This is a genomic window from Longimicrobiales bacterium (assembly GCA_028823235.1).
Classification (GTDB): domain Bacteria; phylum Gemmatimonadota; class Gemmatimonadetes; order Longimicrobiales; family Gaopeijiaceae; genus UBA2589.
Genome location: JAPKBW010000002.1, coordinates 140,824 through 162,382 on the forward strand (window position 1 = coordinate 140,824; position 21,559 = coordinate 162,382).

Here is a 21,559-nt window from a genome sequence, read left to right on the forward strand (position 1 = left end):
ATCCGCCTGCACTGCGAGTGCCTACTCGTTGCCGTATCCGAACGCCTGGCAATTTTCCTGCTGCAGGGCACCGTGCCCGATCATCGTGTGCATCATGCCGCTCCGGGACATGCCGCGGAATACGATGGGCCCAGCCCATCGTTCTGCTGTCGGGTCGTCGCCCGCCTCCAGCGTGATCACGACGATGAAGCGATTCCAGCCCACGACCCCCGACCCACGGAGGTTGTCGTCGAGAGGACCCAGTCGCGTGATCTGGTCGATCTCCGGCGTGGTAACCCACGCGACCAGTTGGCCTTGCCGGGGCACGCGCATCCGATCGAGACCGATCTCAACGTCGTAGACGTAGCTGCCGTCCGGCCCGAGGGCGATCGAGAACGGTGACGTGCCTGAAACGGACACCTCGACCTGACCCTTTGCGAGTCCTGTGCCCGGAATGTTCTTCGTAGTGAAGAGTTCGAAGGCGTAATAGGCCGGACCCTCTGCCGCGCATACAGCCACGGGTATGCCCCCCGCATCGCCCAGATGCGGCCCAGCTGTAGGCGACGAGGTGGCGAACGAGCCAAACGCGGTCAGGAGTAGTGCGAGCGGTAGCATGCTGGACCCTAGTCTGAAGGCAGTGTGGTTCGCAACATCCTCGGAGTTCTCGCCGGCGTCCTCGTGCCGAACCCGATGTGGTTCAGCACCCTCCAACTCGTGGGATATCCGGTGGCACTGGTCGCCGCATGGATGCTGCTCGCAAAGAAACGGCCCTCCGCCGAAGCAGAGGGCCGTCCGGCCTTATGAAGCCTGTGTCAGCCGCGCGGTGGGCGCACGCTCACCGCGTGCTCAATCCGTGTTAGTGATCCCGATCCTCGCTGATCGGACGCGTCACGACGGGTCGATCCCAGTCCTGCGCTGAGGAGATGTTCGGCATGCCCCAGTTTTCACCGTTCCAGCCTTGGAAGCCGTCCATTTGGAACGTCCAGAGGCCCGTCGACATGTCGCTGATCACGATCAGGCCGTCCTCATTGCGCACGTCCACCCCGAAGGCACCGTTGAACATGTTGGTCCGCACTGGGTTTGGCGGTCCGATGTAGGTGTCGAAGAAGCCCACCGTCTGCGGGTTCAGCGGATCCTGCAGGTTGAAGACCTGCAGGCCGTCGAGGTAGCCTGACACGAAGACGTATGGCCAGCGGACCTCGTGATTGTGCACGAGGTTCTGCCAGTTCGCAGTGAAGGCCGAGATGGGTGAGCGGATGTTGGTCTGCTCTCCTTCGAGCGCAGGCTGCAGGTCGAAGATCCGGAGCGGGGCGTACTGATACTCCGTTTCTGCGATCACGTACCGACCGTCCGGGCTCGGTGTGAATGTGTGACCGTAGTTGACCCCGGATACTCCGTTGAGCGTGATACGGAGCTCGGGGCTTTCCAGGCTCGTAACGTCGTAGATGTAGTACCCGCCGGTGCCTCCGCCGTAAAAGCGGTCCTCACCTGTGTCGGGGTGGTAGCCCACGTAGAAATCGTGGTAGCCACGCCCCCCTCCGCTGCCGAGCGCCGACTCCGGTACCGGAACCATGCCGACCTGAGCGTTCTCGAGATCGCCTTCGACAATCATACCGAGGTCGTAGATGAGTGCTCCGGGCGCGCTGGCGGTCGTGAAGAGGTAGACCCGGTCGTTCTGATGCTTGTAGATGAAGATGTTATGGAAGCCACCCGGGAAGTCGGGCTCACGAATCCGCGCCACTTCACGAACCGTCGACGGGTCGGGCAGACCCGTGACATCCAAGATCACGGCTCCGAGATCATTGTCTGGTCCGCCTGATCCAAACTGCAGCGACTGCACCAGGTAGTAGCGGTCGTTCCATTTGAAATGCTTCACGTCCATGCCACCGGTACGCTGATGGAGGTCCTGATCCTCGATCCTCCACTCGTAGAGCAGCTTCGGGTTTTCCGGATCTTCCAGACTGATGATGTCTGTACCCTTGGGTCCATCGAAGCCGTAGACCATGCGGGCGACGTAGGCGTAGGGCCTGTGCATCTCCTGCTCGAGATCCATGTCCGCGACAGACAGTCTCGCGCCAAGTGGGAGGTGACCGAGCACCTCGATGTTGTCACTGCCACGCTGAAGGGGGGACCACGGGACCTGCTGGGCGGCCAGCGGTGCCGTCGTCGCAGCGACGAGTGCAGCGGCCAGAAGCATACGCACGTTCTTCATCATCAACCTCTCTAGGGTGCCATCCATTCGATTGGCGGAAAGTGGGGTCGCCCGGGGGAACCGGGCAACAGGCTCCGTACGTTGGACGACCATCGTTCAATCGACCCTCGTGAACCAACTACGACCTCGATGGGGTCCGGGGCACTCGACCAGACAGATGAGATCATCGAGGTGCCGTGCGCCGTCTGGCGGACGATTGAGGCTATCTACGGCGCTCCACTCGCAGATCTGGGTCTGTCGGAGACAGGAGACTACTTCCCTGGTCAGATCGGGATTGATGTTGGCCAGCGGGAGTTGGTCGCGGCACGTGTTGCTGCTTGCGCGGAAGTTGTGATCGGCGCGTGACCCTGAAGGGGTCGGGTTAATCGTGGCGAAGCTGTTCCCCGGCCTATCCATATGCATGCAGAACCCGATCGAAGCTCTGAAAGAACGACGTGTATTTTCCGTTGCCCTTGCTTGGCGAAACCCCGCTCTCGTTTGCGAACTAGCCCAGCCTCTCGATCACGGACTTCCTAGACCAGCACCTCGGGCGGTAGGACGATAGGCAACCGGCGTGGCCAGAGTCAGGCTAGCTGGCCATCTCAAGGACGAAATGGAAGCCGCCCGACGCCTCACTTAAAGTCACTGCGGTAGCCTCGGCCTCTGGTTCGATCGTGTTTGCGCAGGCAGACACGGCGAGGTGACTCCGACGATGAGCGATGTTACGAAGGCTCTCTGGGGTGACATTGAGGAATTGGAGGGGACCCATGGGCACTGACACATGAAGGATCGAGGGTCGATGCCATGGATCTAGCGGCGCTCCGCCCACCATTCGTCTTTGAGAATCGTGACCGTGCTTTCGTAGTCCATTCCGTTGGCGGAGAGTACGACTCGATACTCGCCGGGCACGGCGTCGCTGATCACGAACTGCATGCGCTCAGCGGCTGATGGACCTCCGCGACCAAAGCCTCCGCCACCGCGGCCTCCACGACCGCCGTCTCCCGCCGCAGCAAGACGTTCCTGCTCTGCAGTGGTTCGCTCGATCCACTTCTCCAGATCCCACTGCACCTGATTGATACCGGCGGTCCCGCCGTGTTCGATCACACGAATCGGAATGTGTCCCTGATACACGGTCAGCGTCACTGCCGCGTCATTCGTCAGGTAGTAGAAAAGAGAAGCCCCGGGCTCCTCACTTTCACCGTCGAAATTTGACGAGGAGTAGTTCATGCGGTCCGTGGCGATCCAGCGGACCTCAGGCTCCGGCGTGAAGAGATGAGCGCTCTGTGCGAGCACGGTTGGAGTGAGCTCGGCGAGTGGTGCGATGTCCGCGATGTAAATGCCCCGGCCGTGGGTCCCGACGACCAGGTCGTTGTCGCGCTCCTGTATTTTCATGTCGTGCACCGGCACGGTGGGCATGTCGAGCTTCATGCTCGTCCAGCTTTCCCCTCCGGTGTTCGAAACCCAGACCTGAAGCTCGGTCCCGAGGAAGATCAGGTCAGGATTCTGATGGTGTTCCCGGACGACGTTCACCGATCCGCTCGGCAGGCCGACTGCCAGTGACGTCCAGGTCTCTCCGAAGTCGGTCGTCTTGTAGACGAAGGGGCGGAAGTCATCGTTCCGGAGCCCCGTGTAGGAGATGTAGGCGGTACCCAGGTCGTGGTGAGATGCTTCGACGCGACTGACCCAGTACTCCGGATTGTTCGGCACGTTGTCGTTCACGAGGGTCCAGTTCTCGCCACCGTCCTGGGTGACCTGAATGTTGCCGTCGTCCGTCCCGACCCAGATCAGTCCAGCCTTCAGCGGAGACTCGTCGATCGTGGTGATCGTGCCGTACTGAATGTTGCCGTCCCCACCCTTTCCGGTGGTCAGGGTCGAAGTGTCGTTCTTCGACAGGTCCGGGCTGATGATGTCCCAGCTCTCTCCGCGGAACTCCGAACGCATGAGCATGTTGCCTGCGTGGAAGACTACGTTGCAGTCGTGCGGAGACACGAGGATTGGAGCATTCCAGTTATAGCGGATGTCCCCGTCTGGGTGACGGATGCCTTTCCTCTCTCCGGTTAGGAGGTCGGTGCGAGCAATCGGTCCGAACTGTGACTCGTTGTAGAGGTAGCGGTTCTCGCACCACTCGATCTCGTTGTTCATCCCGTCACCACCACCGACCCGCTCCCATGCCTCGAAGCGAATGGGTCCGCCCGCAGGGTTCGTGTGATAACCCATGCTCGAGCCGTTGTCCTGCAGGCCGCCTGCGATCCGGTAGGGGCGCGAATTGTCGACTCCGATTGCGTAAAATTGTGCGAGAGACTGGAAGTCCGGGTGGTACCAATTCTCGCCGGCATCGTAGGAGATGCCGAGGCCGTGGTCGTATCCGAGGATGATGTGACGCGAGTCGTTCGGGTTGATCCATAGTGCGTGGTCGTCGCCACCGAAGCCGTATGGCTGACGCTCCCACGTCTCACCGCCGTCGTACGTTCCCCATGAAGCTGCCGAGAGGACGTGTACGATGTCCGAATCGTTCGGGTCGATGATGACCTGCCCGTAGTAGTAAGCGGGCCCACCACCGATCGACTCTCCGTCCGGGCTGACCTTGTCCCAGTTGAGTCCACCGTCCTCCGAGCGATAGACCTCGCCACCGATCATGCCTCGGCTGGCCTCGTGGTTCAGAAGTTCCTGGCGACGGTCCTGGTCGGACATTCCTTCCTTGTTGGCGTTCTCGATCGTTGTATAGAGGACGTTCGGGTCGCGCTCGTACACGTCGATGCCGATGCGACCGAGCATGCCTTCCGGCAGACCTTGACCGATCTGGATCCAGTTGTCTCCACCGTCGGTCGTCTTGTAGAGGCGGCTGCCCGGCCCTCCGAGATCGAAAGTGTAGGGGAGGCGTACCTTGTCGTAGGTCGCCGCGTAGAGCGTGTTCGGATTTGTCGGGTCCATGACCAGGTCGACGACCCCGATCGTGCGTCCCTCGACCTGAGGCGCGAGCACCTGATCCCAGCTGCGCCCACCGTTCGTCGTCTTGTAAAGACCACGCTCGTCGTTCTCTGAGTAGAGGTGTCCGAGAGCTGCAGCATACACGGTGTTCTCGTCCGTCGGATGAATCACGATGCGCCCGAAGTGGCCCGAGTTCGGCAGCCCGATGTTCGTCCACGTCTCCCCTGCATCCATCGACTTGTACATCCCGTTGCCCCAGTAGGAGGAGCGGGAGTTGTTGCCCTCGCCTGTTCCGAGATAGAGGACGCTGGAGTTCGTCTGCGAGACCGCGATCGCGCCGATCGAGAAGACGTCGGGTTGATCGTCGAAGAGCACGTCGAAGCTGATCCCCCGATTCTTCGTCTTCCACAGGTGACCGGATGCGGTCGCGATGTAGAACGTGTGCGGGTCGTCCGCCGGAACGGCGATGTCTATGAAGCGCCCGCTCTGGCGGGTGGGGCCGATCTCACGGTACTCGAGATTTGTGAGGACAGCTTCGTCCAAGGACTGAGCCAAGGCAGGTGATGTCGGTGCGACACCGGCAACTGCAGCGGCGACGATCAGAACACGGCGGAGGGACTTCATGTGGAGCGACTCCGGATGACGACTTGGGTGATGCGGCGGGTGGGCGACACGTCGGAGCGTGCCGTCACGATGGTCCTCAAAATACTCCCAAACCCACGGGAGCGCTGAGGGATCGGAGGCTAGACGTCCCGGGGGAGCGAGGCAAGGACAACAAACTAGGGCGGGCACGCGTAAAGCGTACCCACCGGTCTGTGGCCGGCGCTACTGTCTAGTGCAGTCCACCATGGCCGTCGGTGATCGGCTGGTTGCCGCGTGACTGGGCCTGAGCAGTGCTCGGCAGTGCGACGAGCAAGGTCCAGCCGAGGTGACCAACGTGGCGCTGCACGGTGCCCCCTGGGTACCGGATGGTATTTCGATTCCCCGCTTTGTGTCTGACGCGGGTGACGGGAAGACTCGCGACGAGTGCGAGATGCTGATAGTTCAGGGCCATGTCTCATTCCGTTCGACACCACCTGCGCCTCGAAATCGACGAATACGATGCGACCATTCGGCGATTCATTCCGGGGTATGAAACGATGCTCAAGGTTGCAGCCGAGGCTGTCGCGTCTGTGAAGCCTGATCTGGTCGTTGATCTCGGGTCAGGGACCGGCGGACTGTCGGAGGTGATGCTCGGGCAGGAATCAGTCGACATCGTCGAGCTACTCGACGTGGATCCGGAGATGATGGCTCAGGCTCGAAATCGACTTGCTCGGTTCAGCGACCGGGTTCGGTTTACACTTCGATCGTTCGACGACCCGTTTTCGCCGTGCGATGCGTTTGCGGCTTCACTGTCCTTGCATCACATCCCGACGCTCGCAGCAAAGACACTGCTGTTCCAGAGAGCCTTCGCCGCGCTGCGTCCGGGCGGCGTGCTCGTGAACGCGGACGCCACGATGCCGAGAGACGCCGCTGAGCAGGAACTGCTCTACCGAGGCTGGGCGGACCACATGGTGTCGGAAGGGATCCTTGAGGAGCGCGCTTGGGAGCACTTCAGCGAATGGGCGGGGGAGGACACCTACCTGCCACTAGCAGATGAGCTGACGGCTCTCCGCTCCTCAGGCTTCCTGGCGGAGCGGGTCTGGTATGCGGGACCGATCGGGGTGGTCGTGGCGAGGAAGCCGGAGTAGTGACCACGCGTGGTCACCGATCAGGATCGGACTCTCGGGACCCGACCGAGCCATTCTTCCGAAACAGGGGTGTGGCACGTGTTGCATCCGCTCGCGATGAGCTGTCCCTCCGACACATCCGATACCAGCTGGTATCGGATGACCGCGAGGAAATGGGCGACTTGACCGGGGCGGACTTGATGGCCGGGGAGGCCTTACCCCCGCGGCGACCCGTCGAGGAGCCCTTCCAGTGCCTCTTCGCGGGCTCCGTTCTCGTCACACACCGCGAACATCGATTCGCCCGACCCGTACATCGCGACGCCTGCATAGTCACCTGCTTTGTTCAGCACGAAGAAGCGGACGTCGAAATTGGGTAGCCCTCGCTCGTTGAGGAGGCGGCTTTCGATGGTGTTGTCCTTGATCCGTGTCAGGGCGGCCATGCCGGCATCCTTGGGGGACATGCCTTGGCGCATGAACTCGACGATCAAGAACGAGGCGCAGTTGTAAAGATTGGCTTCTCCTCGGCCGGTGGATCCGGCCGCTCCCACACTGTTGTCCAGGTACTGACCCGCGCCGAGGATAGGCGAGTCTCCAGCCCGCCCAGGGATCTTCCACGAAAGGCCGCTGGTCGTCGTGACGCCGCAGATGTCGCCATCTGCGGAGACTGCTTCGACGCTGGTTGTACCCCAGAATGAGTCCGGGTCGATCAGACCGTCGTCCACCATGGAAAGTCCAGCCGCGAGGGCCGCTTCCTGGAAATTCATGAGGCGCGCTTCGTGCTCGAGGTCGCGATACTGCATTCCTCCGCGGCGACGGATGGTATCCGGGTCGGTGTCTTCACCGGTCCGACTCATGCCGTTGATCCGTTCCTCGGGGTCCAGCCAGTGGCCGGGGTCGACGCGGCGGCGCCACTCCAGCCACAGCTCTCTCGAAGCGGGGGTGTTTAGGTCGTCCTCCACTTCGAAGCCCAGCGAGCGGGCGAACTCACGCGCACCCTCTCCCACGATGAGATGATGATCGGTGAGTTCAGCGACCGCCTTTGCAACGAGTGACGGAGTGCGGATCCCCTCTATGCCAGCCACGCCCCCCGCCCAGTGTCGGGGGCCGTGCATTAGGCACGCGTCGAGTTGGACCACGCCGTCTGCGTTCGGGAGCCCTCCATACCCGATGCCCTGCTCCTCCGGGTCAAGTTCAGGGATATTCACGCCCGCGACCATCGCGTCGAGCATGTCCTCACCTTCGGTGATTCCCCGGTACGCACGCTCGATTCCCGTCTCCGTGCCACCATTCGTGTAGCGCACGCTGCTTACATCCGCGATGCAAAGCGGGCGGGCACGCCTCAGATGAACCGCGGGCGCCGATTGAGCACCCGAAGTTAGGCTTCCGATAGGGCCGGAGGCTGCTTCCAGAGATGCCGGGGTCGCAGCAGCGGCGACACCGGCTGCCGTGGTGCGTACGAAATTTCGACGGTCCATAGGAGTACGGTCATGTTGGAGACGACACGTTCAGGCCGACAGCATAGCATGTGCGGGTTGGACCCGCCCTCCAGATCGTTGCCACATTCGAGTCGTACTCTCGTCAAGTCCTTGCTCATGAGCCACTACAACAAGCCCGCGGGCCTTGTCTGGACGTGGTTCGGAACGTTCATCGCGGTTGTGCTACTCAGCGCCGCCCGGCCCGTTGTCGGTCAGACAGTCATCGGGTCCGTGCTCGACGCGAACACCTCGGCGCCCCTGCCCGGTGCCGCGATAGCTACCGGGACCGATATCCGACCGTCGTGCGTTAGTCAGACAATGGTGGCGCAGTTGGTGGTGGCTTCCGGTGCATTGTGCCCTGCTCGTACGCGTATGCGATTCGAATGATCAGTGGCTCGGACCAGGCGTCCCCGAGAACCTGCAGGCCTGCAGGCAATGTCTGGTCGCGAACGAAGCCCATTGGGACCGTCAGGGCAGGGAAGCCGGTGGGTGGGGCCGGATACTGGCTGTTGTCCCCGGCGGGCGTCGTCATGTCTCCGACGAGACGGGGCGGGTTGCTCCAGCTCGGATAGATGATCGCTTCGACGTCGTATTCGGCCATCGCGGCACGAAGGCCCTCGCGAAATCGCGCCTCCTGCTCCAATCCGCGGATGCACTGCTCGTTCGTCTCAGGTGTCCCCTCGAACTCGAGGAAGCGCATCACCGAGGGCAGCACGGTTCGATAGACGCGACCGCTCTCCGAGATTTCTTTCAGCGTGCGGACAGGTGGATCGGGGATCCCCGCGAGGTAGTTCTCGATATCGTATCGAAAGCGTGAGCATCCGGTCCCTCTCCGGAGCTCGGCGAGGTCAGCAATTTCAAAGTCGCGGACCACCGTGGCACCGAGCCGCTCGAGGTCGCGGATCGCTTCTCCGAAGCGTGCCAGAATCTCGACGTCTGCGCTCTGCTTATAAGCGATTTGCTTCGCGACACCGATTCTGACCCCAGTGAGATCTGTCTTGAGAGCCGTCAGGTAGGAGGCAGGGCGACGCGCATCGGCCTCCGCGGTCACGGCGTCAACCGGATCACTCCCGGCGATGACGTCGAAGACTCGGACTACGTCCTCGACGGTCCGTCCCATGGGACCGCCAATGTCCCTGTGGGCGAAGAGTGGCATGATGCCGGCGCGGCTGGTCAGCCCCTGGGTGGAGCGAATCCCAACGAGTGCCTGATGGCTGGAAGGCCCGCGGATCGAATTTCCTGTGTCACTGCCGAGTCCGATCAGGCCCATGTTCGCAGCGACGGCGGCGGCCGTCCCACCGCTCGATCCTGCCGTCACTCGATTCAGCGCGTACGGGTTGAAGGTCCATCCGGGCAACATCGACCCGACGGTTTCGAGCGCCGTGAACGCGAACTCGGCCAGATTCGACTTGGCGAGTACGATCGCCCCTGCCTCGCGAATCTTGCGGACCTGATATGCGTCATCCGCCGCCATCGACCCTGCGAGCGATGCCGAGCCACCGGTGGTCGGCATGTCATGCGTGTTGAAGTTGTCCTTCACGATGAACGGGATCCCATGAAGCGGCCCCGTGAGTTCACCGCTGCGTCGGAGCGCGGTATCGAGTGAATCTGCGCGGGCAAACACACGAGGGTTCGTGAGAATGATCGCGTTGATCGTCGGGCCGTTCCGGTCGTACGCGTCGATTCTGTCGAGGTAGGCTTCGACGAGCATGCGCGACGTAAGTGTTCCGGCGAGCATCGCCTCGTGCGCCTCGGCAATCGTGAGCTCGATTAGCTCGACTCCGCCGACCTCTTGGGCATGGACGGCGGGCTGGATGGCGATGAAGATCGCCGTGGTCACGGCGGCCGAGGCGAGCGCACGGAAGGCGCGAGATCTTTGTCGAGTCATCCAGCCAAGCTACGAGCCCGCAGGGTGACTCGCGACGCTACCTCGAGATTAACGCTCGGGCGCGATTCCAGATATTGTCGAACATCGGTTCGGTGAGTTTGCCAGTGAACGTGTTCTGCTGGCTCGGATGAAAGGAGCAGAGGACCGTGAGTGCGTCCGACACCTCGACCTCGGCTCCGTGCCCGAACTTCGGCCGAGGCCTGGGGATCGAGAGCCCTCGATCTCCCAAGATTCGCAGCGTCTGCTGATAAGCGAAGCCGCCGAGAACCACGATGACACGAACGTTCGTCAGGACGTCCAGTTCAGCCTCGAGCCACGGGCGGCATGCGTCGCGTTCCGCCGGGGTAGGCTTGTTCGCTGGCGGCGCGCAACGGACACCGGCTGTCACGACGAGGTCGGTCAGAACCAACCCGTCGTCCAATGAGGTGGAGGTAGGTTGGCTCGCGAAGCCGGCACCGTGAAGTGCTCGGTACAGCCAGTCGCCGGAACGATCGCCCGTGAACATCCGGCCGGTGCGATTCGCGCCGTGTGCCGCCGGCGCGAGGCCCACGACCAGCACGCGTCCACTCGGGTCTCCGAAGGCGGGGACCGGACGCCCCCAATACGGCTCGTCGCGGTATGCGGCTCGCTTTTCGGTGGCGACTTGTTCCCGCCATGCGACGAGTCGGGGGCAGGCGCGGCACGCGCAGACCTCGGCCTGAATACCGTCGAAATCGATAACGTGCCGTCCTGGTCAGGCGGTGAGGTTGTCCGCTGTTTCGATGCCGTCCGAAAGGACCTTGATCGTCTCGTCGGAGGACCGACCTTCGCCTCGAGATAGCTTGCCGCGGTCGACTTTCCCCAGGTGGGTCCGCGGCAGGTCCGTCATGAAGGTCACGTCACGAGGATACTTGTAGGGCTCAAGACGACTCTTGGCCCAGTCCTGAAGCACTCCCGCGAGATCACCTGAAGCCGCAAAATCGCGATTGAGAATGACGAAAGCACTCGGCTTCACGAGCCCGTCCGGCGTCTTCACGCCGACGACCGCGGCCTCCCGCACCGAATCGTGTTCGAGAAGACAATTCTCCAACTCCTGCGGAGAAAGCCATTTGCCGCTGACCTTCAGCATGTCATCGGCCCGCCCTCCGTATGTCACGTAGCCGTCAGCGTCGATGCTGATCATGTCACTCGAGACATACCACTCGCCCTGGAATGCATCTCGCGTTTTTTCATCATCCTGCCAATATCCGATTGCGAGAGAATCTCCTCGGACCCGCATGATCCCCATTTCCCCGGCTGGGACATCGTTTCCAGCGAGATCACATGACCGGACGTCGAAGCCGTCCACGACACGTCCCAGCGTACCGGGTCGGACGTCGTCTGGACGATTGGAGATGAAGATGTGCCACATCTCAGCGGTTCCGAGGCCGTCGAGCAGCGGGATTCCGAACTGTTCTTCCCACTTGCGATGCAGCTCGACCGGCAGAGCCTCTCCCGCCGATGTCGACAGCCGAATGCCGGCGAGGTCGGGGATCTGTTCTTCGGTGCCCAGCAGGTTGTTCACCATCGTCGGGACGTTGATGAGGACGGTCGGCTGGAACTGCTCGATGCGGCGGAAGAAGGCCTCGGTCGTGCAGCGCTCCGGAAACAGGGCGGCGGTCGCACCGGCATAGAGCGGAAAAAAGAGATTGCTTCCAGTCGCGTACCCGAAGAAAAGTTTGGGTACCGAGAGCGTGACGTCGTCTTCCGTCAGGCCGAGCGTCCCCTGTCCGTAGAGCTTGGTCGTATTCAGGAACGACCGATGTGACTGAACGACCGCTTTCGGATTCCCTGTCGTACCGCCGCTGAACAGGAACATGGCCGCGTGAGCGTCGAGGGTCGGATGGAAGGCAGGCTCGGGGCTGGCAGAAGACAGTCGTTCCGAGAATGACTCGGTCCCCACTTCGAGGAACACAGGGGGCGCGCTCAGTTCCGTCGCGGCTGCACTGAACTCGTCGAATACCTCGGTATGCACGAGGGCGACGGTCGGTGTGGTGTAGTCGAGGAAGTAGCTGGTCTGATCCGACTTCAATTGCGGATTGACCATGACTACTACGGCACCCGCTCGGAGAATTCCGAAGAGTGCGCCGACATAATCCACGCCGTCCGGCAGGGCGATGAGCACCCGGTCGGTCGGCTTCAGGCCCGCCTCCTGCAGGAGCGTCGCGTATCGGCCGGCCAGCTCGTGTAGCTCCCCGTAGGTCGTTTCTCCGCGGTCCGTCAGGAGTGCGCGCCGGTCCCCGTGCTGCTCGGCGTGGTGCCGGACGAACGGGTCGTAGATGTTCAACGGTTGTAGTGGTATTGCAGTCATGGCGTGAGGATACGTGACAGCTAGAATGATGGTCAATCGTAGCTCCTCACTCCCACGGCCCCAGAGCGATGTCGATTCACCGTCTCGCAGAGATGACATGGGAGGAGGTACGCGATGCTCGCTCGGACGGCAGCGTCGCAATTCTTCCGGTCGGGGCTGTCGAAGCGCATGGCCCGCATCTGCCACTCGGCACGGATGTGGTAATCGCTGAGGCCATGGCCCGGTCCTGTGCGGAAAAGCTGGGCGAGCGTGAGGTTGTGGCCTTCGTTCTCCCGCCGCTGTGGTATACCGCGGCTGGCTTTGCGGATAACTTTCCAGGCACGATCTGCGTGGACGAACGCACCGTGTCCGACCTCATTCGTCAGATCGCGACTTCACTGAAAGGGCAGGGGATCACGACGTTGGCGATTGCGAACGCGCACCTCGATCCGACGCACGTGGATGCTCTCCGTGCCGTTGCATCCGACCCTCCCGCCGGGTCCAGGATCGTCTTTCTGGATCTCACGCAAAGACGCAATGCCGAGCAGCTCACCGAGGAGTTCCAGACCGGTGCCTGCCATGCGGGTCGATTCGAGGGAAGTATCGTCCTCGCGGAGAACCCTGAGCTGTTTCGTGAGGACAAGGCGCGAGAGCTGGAGCCGAATCCGGCTTCGTTGTCGACTGCCATCGGAAAGGGACACACCTCTTTTGAAGAGGCCGGCGGAACGAGGGCTTACTTCGGTTGGCCTGCGGACGCCACCGCCGAAGAGGGACAAGCCACCATCGAAACGCTGGGCGCACTGCTCGCCGACGCCATTGTTGAAGAGGGCGCATGAGCGCTCTCAGTCGATACAACGCCCTGGTCACCGGAGGTGGCCGAGGAATTGGAGCGGCCGCGGGCCTGGCATTGGCCAAGGCCGGTGCGAAGGTCTCGCTGGCCGCCAGGAACGAGGCGCAGGTGGTCGAGATCGCGTCCGAGATCAGGCGCAACGGCCAGGAAGCATTCGCGTTTCGTTGTGACGTGACCGATCCGCGTCAGGTGCGCGATCTGGCCTTGTCGGCGACCGAGGCCATGGGTCGCATCGACATCCTTGTGAACAACGCTGGGACCGCCACGTCGAACCCGCTCTCGAAAATCACGCACGCCGAGTGGCAGCACATCATGGATGTGAATGCGACCGGCACCTTTCTGTGCAGCCAGGCAGTGTACGAAAAGATGGCGAGTCGCCGGTGGGGTCGGATCGTCAATGTTGCGTCGATCGCAGGCTTGGAAGGTGACAAGTACATCTCGGCCTACACCGCCGCGAAGCACGCAGTGGTCGGCTTTACGAAGGCGATGGCGATCGAGTCCAAAGGGAAGGGCATCACCGTGAACGCAGTATGTCCCGGCTACGTAGACACCCCTCTGACCGACGAGACGATCTCTCGGATCATGCACCACACGGGCAAGTCGTGGGAGGAGGCGTTGATGTCCTTGCTGGGGCAGTCAGGCCAGCCTCGCCTGATCCGGGCTCATGAGGTAGCAGACGAAATCGTCTCGCTTTGCCTCGAGGAATCGGGCGGCCGGAACGGAGAACTCGTGATACTCGATGCTTCGGAGACGCCGTGAGTTACGAGCACATCAACCCTGAGGCTCTGGGCGAGCCCAAGGGCTGGACCAACGGGATGCTGGCACCGGCCGGAGGGCGGGTGCTGTTCGTCGCGGGTCAGGACGCCGCCATGCCCGAAGGTCACGTAGTTACGGATGACTTTGTCGAGCAATTCGGTATCGCTCTCGCCAAGACCCTCGCGATCGTCTTTGCCGCTGGCGGTGACGCCTCGTCGATCGGCCGCATGACAGTTTTCGTTACCGACTTGGATGCGTATCGTGCGGCCCGAAAGGAGATCGGTGGCGTCTACCGTGAGCACATGGGCAGGCACTTCCCGGCAATGGCCCTGATGGAGGTGTCTCGCTTGGTGGATCCCCGCGGCCAAGTCGAAATCGAGACCACAGCAGTGATCGCTGCATCCGGAGAGAGTTGATCGTGTTCCAGCCCAAGTCATTTTTGTATTCGCTCGACGCCGACACTGGTGTCGCGACAATCACGCTGAATCGTCCAGATCGACTCAACGCACTGACGTTCGAAGTGTACGACGAGCTCCGGCGCGCCTTTTACGCTCTCCATGACGAAGAGGACGTGCGGGTCATCGTGCTTACGGGCACTGGCCGTGGCTTCTGCACCGGCGGGGATGTTGAGGACATCATTGGCCGACTCTTTGAGCGTGAAATGCGGGGCCTGCTCGAATTCACGCGGATGACCTGCGATCTCATTCTGTCGATTCGGAAGTGCCGAAAGCCTGTTGTCGCCGCACTGAACGGCACGGTCGCCGGCGCGGGAGCCGTAATCGCGACTGCGTGCGATATGAGAATCGGCACCGAGTCAGCGAAGATTGCCTACCTATTTACCCGGGTGGGGTTGTCCGGTGCTGACATGGGCGCGGCCTGGATGCTTCCCCGAATCGTGGGCATGGGGAAGGCGAGCGAGTTACTCATGACGGGGGACTTCATCAGCGCCGCCGAAGCTTATCGGATCGGACTGTACAATCGAATCGTGGACGACGGTACGGTGGTGGAAGCCGCAACTGAGCTGGCACAGAAGCTCGCTCGCGGACCCTCGTTCGCACTCGAGATCACCAAGGACTCACTGAATCGTGAGGCGAGTATGGACCTCGCCGGTGCGCTCGAGGCCGAGGCTCAGATTCAGGCGGCGCTTATGCTGCACCCAGACTTCCGCGAGTCCTACGACGCATTCATCGAGAAGCGTCCCGCGAACTTTCTCTAAATCGTGTGTTCGGTTCCCTGGATCCGCTGGCGGGGAATCGCAGGAGACCTGACATAGATGTCTGATATCCATTCCGTCCGCGCATTTCTCGAGTCCGCCCACCACGAGTGGAACGACAAGGTGGCTTCGTTCGCCTCCCGCGAGCTCGCGGAGCGCCCTGAACCCGTTGATGACGCTGCCGGGCGAGAAGAGGCCCGGGAGCTTCTGAAGCTCATGGGCGCTGCCGGCATCTTTGCGCCGATTGGCCATCGCGACCTCCGTGCTTGTTGCATAGCGCGTGAACTCGTGGCGGCGGCATCACCGCTCGCCGACGCGGTATGGGCCCTCCAAGGGCTGGCCATCACGCCGCTCCTGATCGCCGGTACGGACGCCCAGCGCGCACAGTGGGTCGAGCCGGCGCTGGCCGGTGAGATCATGGGTGCCTTCGCGATCACAGAACCGGAAGCCGGCTCCGATGTCGCCTCTATGCGAACCCGTGCGGTTCTCGATGGCGACGACTATGTCATTGAGGGCCACAAGTGGTTCATCAGCAACGCGGGAATCGCCGATTACTACGTGGTCTTTGCTTCGACCGACCCGGACCAGGGTAGCCGTGGCATTTCGGCGTTCCTTGTGCCGGCCGACGCGGAGGGACTGACCTTCCGTGGCCCGCAGATCATGAGTGCAGCGCACCCGCTCGGGAAGATCGTGTTCGACGAGTGTCGGGTGCCGGTGGACAACAGGATCGGAGACGAGGGGCGTGGCTTCATGATCGGTATGGCGACGCTCGATCAGCTTCGGCCAACCGTTGGAGCTGCTTCGTGTGGAATGGCGGAGCGCGCGTTGCGTGAGGCGCTGGGACACGCGGTGCGGCGCGAGCAGTTCGGACAGCCGCTCGCCGACTTCCAGATCATCCAGGAGAAGTTCGGGCGCATGGCCATCGAGCTGGCCGCCTCTCGACTGCTCGTCTACCGGGCTGCCTGGGAGAAGGATCGCGGGGCCGATCGAATCACGATCGAGGCTGCGATGGCGAAAGCATATGCGACCGAGGCTGCGCAACGGATCATCGACGAATCGATTCAGATTCTCGGCGCTCGCGGGGTGCTGGCGGATCATCCGTTGGACCGGCTGTACCGCTCGGTCAGGTCACTGCGTATCTACGAGGGAACCACCGAGATCCAGCACCTGATCATCGCCGGCCAGATGATTGCTGAAGCGAAAGCCGAAGTCGCGGATCTCGAAGGGTGAAGATTCTCGTAGTCGGTGGTGGCCCTTCAGGGCTGTACTTTTCGATTCTCATGAAACGGGCGGATGCCTCTCATGAGGTCGTCGTGCTCGAGCGCAACCTTCCCGACGACACGTTTGGTTTCGGGGTTGTCTTCAGTGATGCCACGATCGCCGATGTGGAGAGCGCCGACCCCGAGACCTATCGAGCGATCACCGATCACTTCATTCGTTGGGACGACATCGACGTTCATTACGGTGACGATGTAGTTCGGTCCACCGGCCACGGGTTCAGCGGGATGAGTCGTCAGCGATTGCTAACGGTTCTTCAAGAACAGGCGACAGAACTCGGCGTCGATATTCGGTTTGAGACCGAGTTCGCCGGGTTTGGTGAGGAGGGCAGTGCTCCGGAAGACTACGATGTCATTATCGGCGCGGACGGCGCGAATTCCGCCGTCAGGGACGCTTTGGCCGACCGTTTCCAGCCCTCGTTCGATTGGCGCCCCAATCGCTTCGTGTGGCTCGGTACGACCAAGCCGTTCCCCGCGTTCACGTTCTACTTCCGCGAGAACGAACACGGACTATGGCGCGTTCACGCATACCAGTATGAGCCGGGTCGATCGACGTTCATCGTCGAGTGCACAGAGGAAACCTGGCGCTCGGCAGGGATGGAGGACGCCCAGGAAGATATGGTCACTGCTTACTGCGCGGAGTTGTTCGCCGAAGAGCTCGCCGGTCACGAACTCATCGAGAACCGGAGCGTATGGCGCAGTTTCCCCACGATTCGGTGCAAGAACTGGTTTGTTGACAACGTTGTTCTCATGGGCGATGCGGTGCACACCGCGCACTTTTCCATTGGCTCGGGCACCCGCCTTGGGATGCTTGATTCGATCGCCCTGCGAGATGCGCTTGTCGCAGAGTCATCGGTCGAGGCAGCGCTGTCTGCCTATCAGGAGGCGCGTCAGCCAGCGGTTGAATCGTTGCAGCGAGCGGCTCAGGCCAGCCTGGAATGGTTCGAGGCGACAGAACGGTATCTGGATCTGGATCCAGTCCAGTTCGCCTTCACCCTTCTGACCCGCAGTCTCCGGATTACCCACGAGGATTTGCGGCTCAGGGATCCAGATTTCCTGGTTTCAGTCGATGCGCTCGTCGCCGATCAGGCGGAAACTCAGAGCCGCACGCACGTATCTCGCCGCCCGGTGCCGCCTCCGATGTTTACCCCGTTCAGGCTCCGAGAGGTGGTCGTTCCGAATCGTGTCGTCGTCTCACCCATGTGTCAGTACATGGCGGTAGACGGGACTGTTGGCGACTGGCACCTGCAGCACCTTGGCAGCCGTGCGGTCGGGGGGGCGGGCATGGTCTATGCCGAGATGACCGATGTATCGCCGGAGGCGCGGATCTCACCCGGATGCGCGGGGCTGTACAAGCCTGAGCACGTCGACGCGTGGAAGCGGATCGTGGACTTCATTCACGGAGAGAGTCCGGCCAAGGTCGCCATGCAGCTTGGACACGCAGGCCGCAAGGGTGCTACGAAAAACCTCTGGGAGGGAGACAGTGAACCGCTCCGCGAAGGTGGATGGGAACTGCTATCGGCCTCGCCTCTGCCCTACTTCCCTGATCGGAGCCAGACGCCGCGGGAGATGACCCGCGCGGACATGGACGAGGTCTTGCGGGACTATGTGAGGGCTACCGAGTACGCGAACGAGGCTGGCTTTGATCTGCTCGAAGTCCACATGGCGCATGGGTATCTCCTCGCATCCTTCATCTCGCCTCTCACGAACCAGCGCGCCGACGGGTACGGCGGATCACTCGAGAACCGCATGCGGTTCCCCCTCGAAGTGTTCGACGCGTGCAGGGCTGTGTGGCCGGACGAACTGCCTATGAGCGTTCGGGTCAGTGCCGTCGACTGGATGCCGGGTGGTATTGGGCCGGAAGACACCGTAGAGGTGTCCCGGATGCTCGTAAGTCATGGCTGCGACGTGGTGGACGTGTCTTCGGGGCAAACCGTTCCTGACCAGCAGCCCGTGTACGGACGCCTGTTTCAGACACCATTCGCCGACCGGGTTCGGAACGAGGTCGGCATCTCGACGATGGCGGTCGGGAATATCTCCTCGTGGATGGACGTGAATACGATTATCGCCGCTGGGCGCGCAGATTTGTGCCTCATTGCCCGCGCCCATCTTTTCGATCCGTACTGGACCCGACACGCGGCGCACATGCTGGGGTATCACTTGCCGTGGCCGAATCAGTACAAGTCGGTTGAACGCTACACGCCCCGTTTCGAGTTCCATTTCGGCGGCGAGTAGGGACCGGAGGACTCTGTGGATATCCGGACCAAGCTGGTCCTAACTCTGGTATCGGTGTCGCTTGCGAGCATGCTCGTGTTCGGTCTGATCACGTATCGGACGGTTCAGGGAGAGTTCGGCACCCGAACGACGGCCCCGTAATGCTGATCTCCAGTGGCGTCCTCGCGCTGTGTGCCTCGAAGGCTCGGCCGATTGGTCGAACGTTGGGTATAGGTATGTTGTTGGTCTACATGGGCTATTGGGGCACACTGTACGCCGTCGTATAACGGTCGGGCGAAGCCCGGCCGACCTATTTCAGGAGAGACGATGTCCGAGGCGGTTACTTACGGGGAGTACCTGAGAATCGACGAGCTTCTTTCGCTGCAGCAGCCGCGAGATGAGGTCGAGCACGACGAAATGCTCTTCATCGTCATCCATCAAGTCTACGAACTCTGGTTCAAGGAGGTGTTGCACGAACTGGACTTCTGTAAGCGACTTCTGGGGTCGGGAGACTCGATCAGAGCCCAGAAGACGCTTCATCGCGTACTCACCATCTTGAAAGTGATGGTGTCCCAGCTCGACGTGCTGGAGACGATGACACCGACTGAGTTTCTGACGTTTCGGGAGCGACTGGATAGCGCGAGCGGATTTCAGAGTGATCAGTTTCGGCAGCTCGAGTTCGCCCTGGGGAAGAAGTCGCAATCGGCCCTCGATCGCTTTCCCGAGGGTAGTCGAGCGCGGGTCGCGCTTGAGGAGCGGTGGGGCCAGTCCACCCTGTGGGATGCCGTGCTCCAGTACCTGGCGAGCCAGGGCTACGAGATCCCCGCAGCGCATCTTGAGCGCGATGTGGTAGCTCCGGTCGAGCCCTCATCCGGGATCCAGAGCGTCCTGATCGACATCTACCGTAATGACGCTCCGAACACGAGCCTCTGCGAGCGTCTTGTGGATCTCGACGAGGGGATCCAAGAGTGGCGGTATCGCCATGTGAAGATGGTCGAGCGGACCATCGGAGTGAAAATGGGCACGGGAGGCTCGATGGGCGCCGCATATCTTCGCAGCACCCTCAACGCTTCGCTTTTTCCGGATCTGTGGGAGATCCGGGCTCAGCTTTAGCCATGGTTGCCGTACCCCACACGCTCACGTCGCTGCAGGCAAGCGAGAACTCGCTGGCGCCGCACTATTCGTCCTTTCGGGTCTCGGAACAACTTCTTTTCACAGGCCATTCCCATCAGGCCTGGCCGGACGCTGGCTTCGCAGGTCAAAAACAGGCATGGCTCGATGCTGCGCTACACGCAGACGGGAAGTGGGATGCGGTCCAGGAGCAGGTCGACCGTGTCTGTGCCGGATACAGAACGCTCATGGGTGGCTGCGAGGGCGACCTGACACTCGACTCGAACACACATGCTTTGGTCGTGCGCTTCCTCTCTGCGCTCCCGCTTCGTGACCGGCCTCGAATCGTCACGACCGATGGAGAATTTTACTCCGTCCGGCGGCAGCTTGATCGACTCGCGGAAGAGGGAGTGGAAGTCGTTAAGGTCTCGGCCGACCCCGTCGATACGCTCGGCGAACGTCTCGCGGCTGAAGTCGATGATCGGACCTCCTGCGCCATGGTATCCTCGGTCCTCTTCGGGAGCGGTCTGATCGCTTCGGGTCTCTCTAGGGTGGCGGAAGCGTGTAGCGCGGTTGGGGCGGAGATGCTGGTCGACGCGTATCACTCCCTAGGAGTCGTCCCCTTCTCGCTCAAGGGCATGGACCAAGCCTTCGTCATCGGCGGGGGCTACAAGTATCTCCAGTGTGGCGAGGGAGTCTGTGTCCTCCGTGTCCCTCCGGGGTGCTCTATGCGCCCGGTCGTCACCGGATGGTTTGCGGAATTCGCTGAGCTCGCTGTGGCGCGGACGCCCGGTGAGGTGCCCTATGGCGTTGGCTCAGCACGCTTTGCGGGCTCTACATATGACCCAACATCGCAGTATCGCGCTGCGGCCGTCATGGGATTCTTCGAAGAGCAGGGGCTGGATGCGAGTTTTCTCAGGGCCGTGAGCCAGCATCAGGTGGGGTTGCTGGCCGAGACCTTCCGGAGCCTGGATCTCGATCCGGATACGGTACGCCTGCGTCACGACGTGTTGACGACCGAGCGAGCCGGTTTCCTGGCACTTGAAGCGCCCGAAGCGGGAGGGTTATGCACGCGGCTACTCGAGCGAGGTGTGCGGACGGATGCCCGCGGGACGGTGCTCCGCTTCGGGCCTGCGCCGTATCACAGTGATGCGCAAATCGTTGATGCGATTGCGGTGCTTTCGGAGGTCCTCTAGCCCCCGGCGGTCACCGATTCGGCCACTGGGGCGTCGATCGAGACTGCGTCTCCGACCTTCACTTCTCCGTCGTTCAGGACCACACCGTAGGCTCCGCCATTCCAGTGCGGATCGAGCGCGGCGGTGAATCCTTCTACTTGAGCGTCCATTCGCTCGCACGGTAGCGTCTCACCGTACAGCCGGATACGAACGCCACCGAGGGTCAGGATGTGATCCCGGGTGTTCTCCAGTCGGATCCCGCTCACCATGATGTTGGCTCTCCGCATGCCGGGCTCGACGTCCGGCAAATCTGCCATGATCTGGTCGAGTACCTCCTTCTCGATAATCGTCACCTGACGTTTTGAGCGTCCGAGGTTCGCGTCCGAATCGATGCCTTTCCCCTCGACCAAGGTGATCGCGTCCGCGGGGTCCATCACCCCCCGGTGCGCTCTCTTGGTCCAGAGTGCTTCTACTCGTCCGTTCATG

21 protein-coding genes are annotated in these 21,559 nt (G+C 61.8%); 12 read left to right on the top strand and 9 right to left on the bottom strand.

The window, feature by feature from the left end:
* Window positions 1–21: 21 nt before the first annotated feature.
* Window positions 22–594 carry a hypothetical protein gene (locus tag OSA81_01440; GenBank protein ID MDE0897657.1) on the bottom strand — a complete coding sequence of 191 codons (573 nt, stop codon included), beginning with the start codon at window positions 592–594 and terminating at the stop codon, window positions 22–24.
* 24 nt (window positions 595–618) lie between these two features.
* On the opposite strand from OSA81_01440, the gene OSA81_01445 reads away from it, so the two are divergent.
* Complete coding sequence (locus OSA81_01445; GenBank protein MDE0897658.1) at window positions 619–783, top strand: hypothetical protein; 165 nt, start codon at window positions 619–621, stop codon at window positions 781–783.
* A gap of 52 nt (window positions 784–835) precedes the next feature.
* Here the strand turns inward: OSA81_01445 and OSA81_01450 are convergent, their stop codons facing one another.
* Entirely contained in the window at window positions 836–2,194 is a 1,359-nt protein-coding gene (locus OSA81_01450; GenBank protein ID MDE0897659.1) for a hypothetical protein, read from the bottom strand.
* 126 nt (window positions 2,195–2,320) lie between these two features.
* Here OSA81_01450 and OSA81_01455 point away from each other — a divergent pair, with 126 nt between their 5' ends.
* Window positions 2,321–2,536, top strand: a complete 216-nt coding sequence (locus tag OSA81_01455; GenBank protein ID MDE0897660.1) for a hypothetical protein — start codon at window positions 2,321–2,323, stop codon at window positions 2,534–2,536.
* 444 nt (window positions 2,537–2,980) lie between these two features.
* Here OSA81_01455 and OSA81_01460 read toward each other — a convergent pair whose 3' ends face one another.
* Window positions 2,981–5,722 carry a hypothetical protein gene (locus OSA81_01460; GenBank protein MDE0897661.1) on the bottom strand — a complete coding sequence of 914 codons (2,742 nt, stop codon included), beginning with the start codon at window positions 5,720–5,722 and terminating at the stop codon, window positions 2,981–2,983.
* Between the two features lie 208 nt (window positions 5,723–5,930).
* The gene (locus tag OSA81_01465; GenBank protein ID MDE0897662.1) at window positions 5,931–6,152 is read right to left on the bottom strand and encodes a hypothetical protein; all 222 of its coding nucleotides are present in this window, start codon (window positions 6,150–6,152) and stop codon (window positions 5,931–5,933) included.
* On the opposite strand from OSA81_01465, the gene OSA81_01470 reads away from it, so the two are divergent.
* The gene (locus tag OSA81_01470) at window positions 6,151–6,828 is read left to right on the top strand and encodes a class I SAM-dependent methyltransferase (GenBank protein MDE0897663.1); all 678 of its coding nucleotides are present in this window, start codon (window positions 6,151–6,153) and stop codon (window positions 6,826–6,828) included. The two genes, OSA81_01465 and OSA81_01470, sit on opposite strands and share 2 nt — an antisense overlap.
* A 194-nt stretch (window positions 6,829–7,022) precedes the next feature.
* Here OSA81_01470 and OSA81_01475 read toward each other — a convergent pair whose 3' ends face one another.
* The 4 genes from OSA81_01475 to OSA81_01490 all read right to left on the bottom strand — a co-directional run bounded on the left by OSA81_01475 (window position 7,023) and on the right by OSA81_01490 (window position 12,535).
* The gene (locus OSA81_01475) at window positions 7,023–8,282 is read right to left on the bottom strand and encodes an isoaspartyl peptidase/L-asparaginase (GenBank protein MDE0897664.1); all 1,260 of its coding nucleotides are present in this window, start codon (window positions 8,280–8,282) and stop codon (window positions 7,023–7,025) included.
* A 307-nt stretch (window positions 8,283–8,589) separates the two neighbouring features.
* Window positions 8,590–10,170, bottom strand: coding sequence for an amidase family protein (locus OSA81_01480; GenBank protein MDE0897665.1), 1,581 nt, complete (start codon window positions 10,168–10,170; stop codon window positions 8,590–8,592).
* Between the two features lie 37 nt (window positions 10,171–10,207).
* Window positions 10,208–10,873 (bottom strand): uracil-DNA glycosylase, encoded by a 666-nt coding sequence (locus tag OSA81_01485; protein ID MDE0897666.1) that lies wholly within the window; start codon window positions 10,871–10,873, stop codon window positions 10,208–10,210.
* Between the two features lie 30 nt (window positions 10,874–10,903).
* The gene (locus tag OSA81_01490; protein ID MDE0897667.1) at window positions 10,904–12,535 is read right to left on the bottom strand and encodes a benzoate-CoA ligase family protein; all 1,632 of its coding nucleotides are present in this window, start codon (window positions 12,533–12,535) and stop codon (window positions 10,904–10,906) included.
* 32 nt (window positions 12,536–12,567) lie between these two features.
* Between OSA81_01490 and OSA81_01495 the strand changes: the two genes are divergently transcribed.
* The 9 genes from OSA81_01495 to OSA81_01535 all read left to right on the top strand — a co-directional run bounded on the left by OSA81_01495 (window position 12,568) and on the right by OSA81_01535 (window position 21,094).
* Window positions 12,568–13,314 carry a creatininase family protein gene (locus OSA81_01495; GenBank protein ID MDE0897668.1) on the top strand — a complete coding sequence of 249 codons (747 nt, stop codon included), beginning with the start codon at window positions 12,568–12,570 and terminating at the stop codon, window positions 13,312–13,314.
* Window positions 13,311–14,087, top strand: a complete 777-nt coding sequence (locus tag OSA81_01500) for an SDR family NAD(P)-dependent oxidoreductase (protein MDE0897669.1) — start codon at window positions 13,311–13,313, stop codon at window positions 14,085–14,087. Before OSA81_01495 ends, OSA81_01500 begins: the two co-directional genes overlap by 4 nt.
* On the top strand, window positions 14,084–14,500 hold the full coding sequence (locus tag OSA81_01505) for a RidA family protein (protein MDE0897670.1): 417 nt from the start codon (window positions 14,084–14,086) through the stop codon (window positions 14,498–14,500). Before OSA81_01500 ends, OSA81_01505 begins: the two co-directional genes overlap by 4 nt.
* A 2-nt stretch (window positions 14,501–14,502) precedes the next feature.
* A complete protein-coding gene (locus OSA81_01510) occupies window positions 14,503–15,300 on the top strand; it encodes an enoyl-CoA hydratase family protein (protein ID MDE0897671.1) in 798 nt (265 codons plus the stop codon).
* Between the two features lie 57 nt (window positions 15,301–15,357).
* Entirely contained in the window at window positions 15,358–16,527 is a 1,170-nt protein-coding gene (locus OSA81_01515) for an acyl-CoA dehydrogenase family protein (GenBank protein MDE0897672.1), read from the top strand.
* On the top strand, window positions 16,524–18,809 hold the full coding sequence (locus OSA81_01520) for a bifunctional salicylyl-CoA 5-hydroxylase/oxidoreductase (protein MDE0897673.1): 2,286 nt from the start codon (window positions 16,524–16,526) through the stop codon (window positions 18,807–18,809). Before OSA81_01515 ends, OSA81_01520 begins: the two co-directional genes overlap by 4 nt.
* A gap of 15 nt (window positions 18,810–18,824) precedes the next feature.
* Window positions 18,825–18,950, top strand: coding sequence for a hypothetical protein (locus OSA81_01525; GenBank protein MDE0897674.1), 126 nt, complete (start codon window positions 18,825–18,827; stop codon window positions 18,948–18,950).
* Between the two features lie 165 nt (window positions 18,951–19,115).
* Window positions 19,116–19,901: a tryptophan 2,3-dioxygenase family protein gene (locus OSA81_01530; GenBank protein MDE0897675.1), complete on the top strand. Its 786-nt coding sequence runs from the start codon at window positions 19,116–19,118 to the stop codon at window positions 19,899–19,901.
* Between the two features lie 2 nt (window positions 19,902–19,903).
* On the top strand, window positions 19,904–21,094 hold the full coding sequence (locus tag OSA81_01535; GenBank protein ID MDE0897676.1) for a hypothetical protein: 1,191 nt from the start codon (window positions 19,904–19,906) through the stop codon (window positions 21,092–21,094).
* Here the strand turns inward: OSA81_01535 and OSA81_01540 are convergent.
* Window positions 21,091–21,558, bottom strand: coding sequence for an MOSC domain-containing protein (locus OSA81_01540; protein MDE0897677.1), 468 nt, complete (start codon window positions 21,556–21,558; stop codon window positions 21,091–21,093). The two genes, OSA81_01535 and OSA81_01540, sit on opposite strands and share 4 nt — an antisense overlap.
* Window position 21,559 lies beyond the last annotated feature (1 nt).

What these genes read in the sequence shown, in the direction of transcription:
- OSA81_01500 (MDE0897669.1), top strand. Translation starts at nt 13,311, where the DNA reads ATGAGCGCTCTCAGTCGATACAACGCCCTGGTCACCGGAGGTGGCCGA.
- OSA81_01450 (MDE0897659.1), bottom strand. Translation starts at nt 2,194, where the DNA reads ATGATGAAGAACGTGCGTATGCTTCTGGCCGCTGCACTCGTCGCTGCG.
- OSA81_01530 (MDE0897675.1), top strand. Translation starts at nt 19,116, where the DNA reads ATGTCCGAGGCGGTTACTTACGGGGAGTACCTGAGAATCGACGAGCTT.
- OSA81_01465 (MDE0897662.1), bottom strand. Translation starts at nt 6,152, where the DNA reads ATGGCCCTGAACTATCAGCATCTCGCACTCGTCGCGAGTCTTCCCGTC.
- OSA81_01480 (MDE0897665.1), bottom strand. Translation starts at nt 10,170, where the DNA reads ATGACTCGACAAAGATCTCGCGCCTTCCGTGCGCTCGCCTCGGCCGCC.
- OSA81_01470 (MDE0897663.1), top strand. Translation starts at nt 6,151, where the DNA reads ATGTCTCATTCCGTTCGACACCACCTGCGCCTCGAAATCGACGAATAC.
- OSA81_01535 (MDE0897676.1), top strand. Translation starts at nt 19,904, where the DNA reads ATGGTTGCCGTACCCCACACGCTCACGTCGCTGCAGGCAAGCGAGAAC.
- OSA81_01440 (MDE0897657.1), bottom strand. Translation starts at nt 594, where the DNA reads ATGCTACCGCTCGCACTACTCCTGACCGCGTTTGGCTCGTTCGCCACC.
- OSA81_01515 (MDE0897672.1), top strand. Translation starts at nt 15,358, where the DNA reads ATGTCTGATATCCATTCCGTCCGCGCATTTCTCGAGTCCGCCCACCAC.
- OSA81_01455 (MDE0897660.1), top strand. Translation starts at nt 2,321, where the DNA reads ATGGGGTCCGGGGCACTCGACCAGACAGATGAGATCATCGAGGTGCCG.
- OSA81_01460 (MDE0897661.1), bottom strand. Translation starts at nt 5,722, where the DNA reads ATGAAGTCCCTCCGCCGTGTTCTGATCGTCGCCGCTGCAGTTGCCGGT.
- OSA81_01495 (MDE0897668.1), top strand. Translation starts at nt 12,568, where the DNA reads ATGTCGATTCACCGTCTCGCAGAGATGACATGGGAGGAGGTACGCGAT.
- OSA81_01540 (MDE0897677.1), bottom strand. Translation starts at nt 21,558, where the DNA reads ATGAACGGACGAGTAGAAGCACTCTGGACCAAGAGAGCGCACCGGGGG.
- OSA81_01475 (MDE0897664.1), bottom strand. Translation starts at nt 8,282, where the DNA reads ATGGACCGTCGAAATTTCGTACGCACCACGGCAGCCGGTGTCGCCGCT.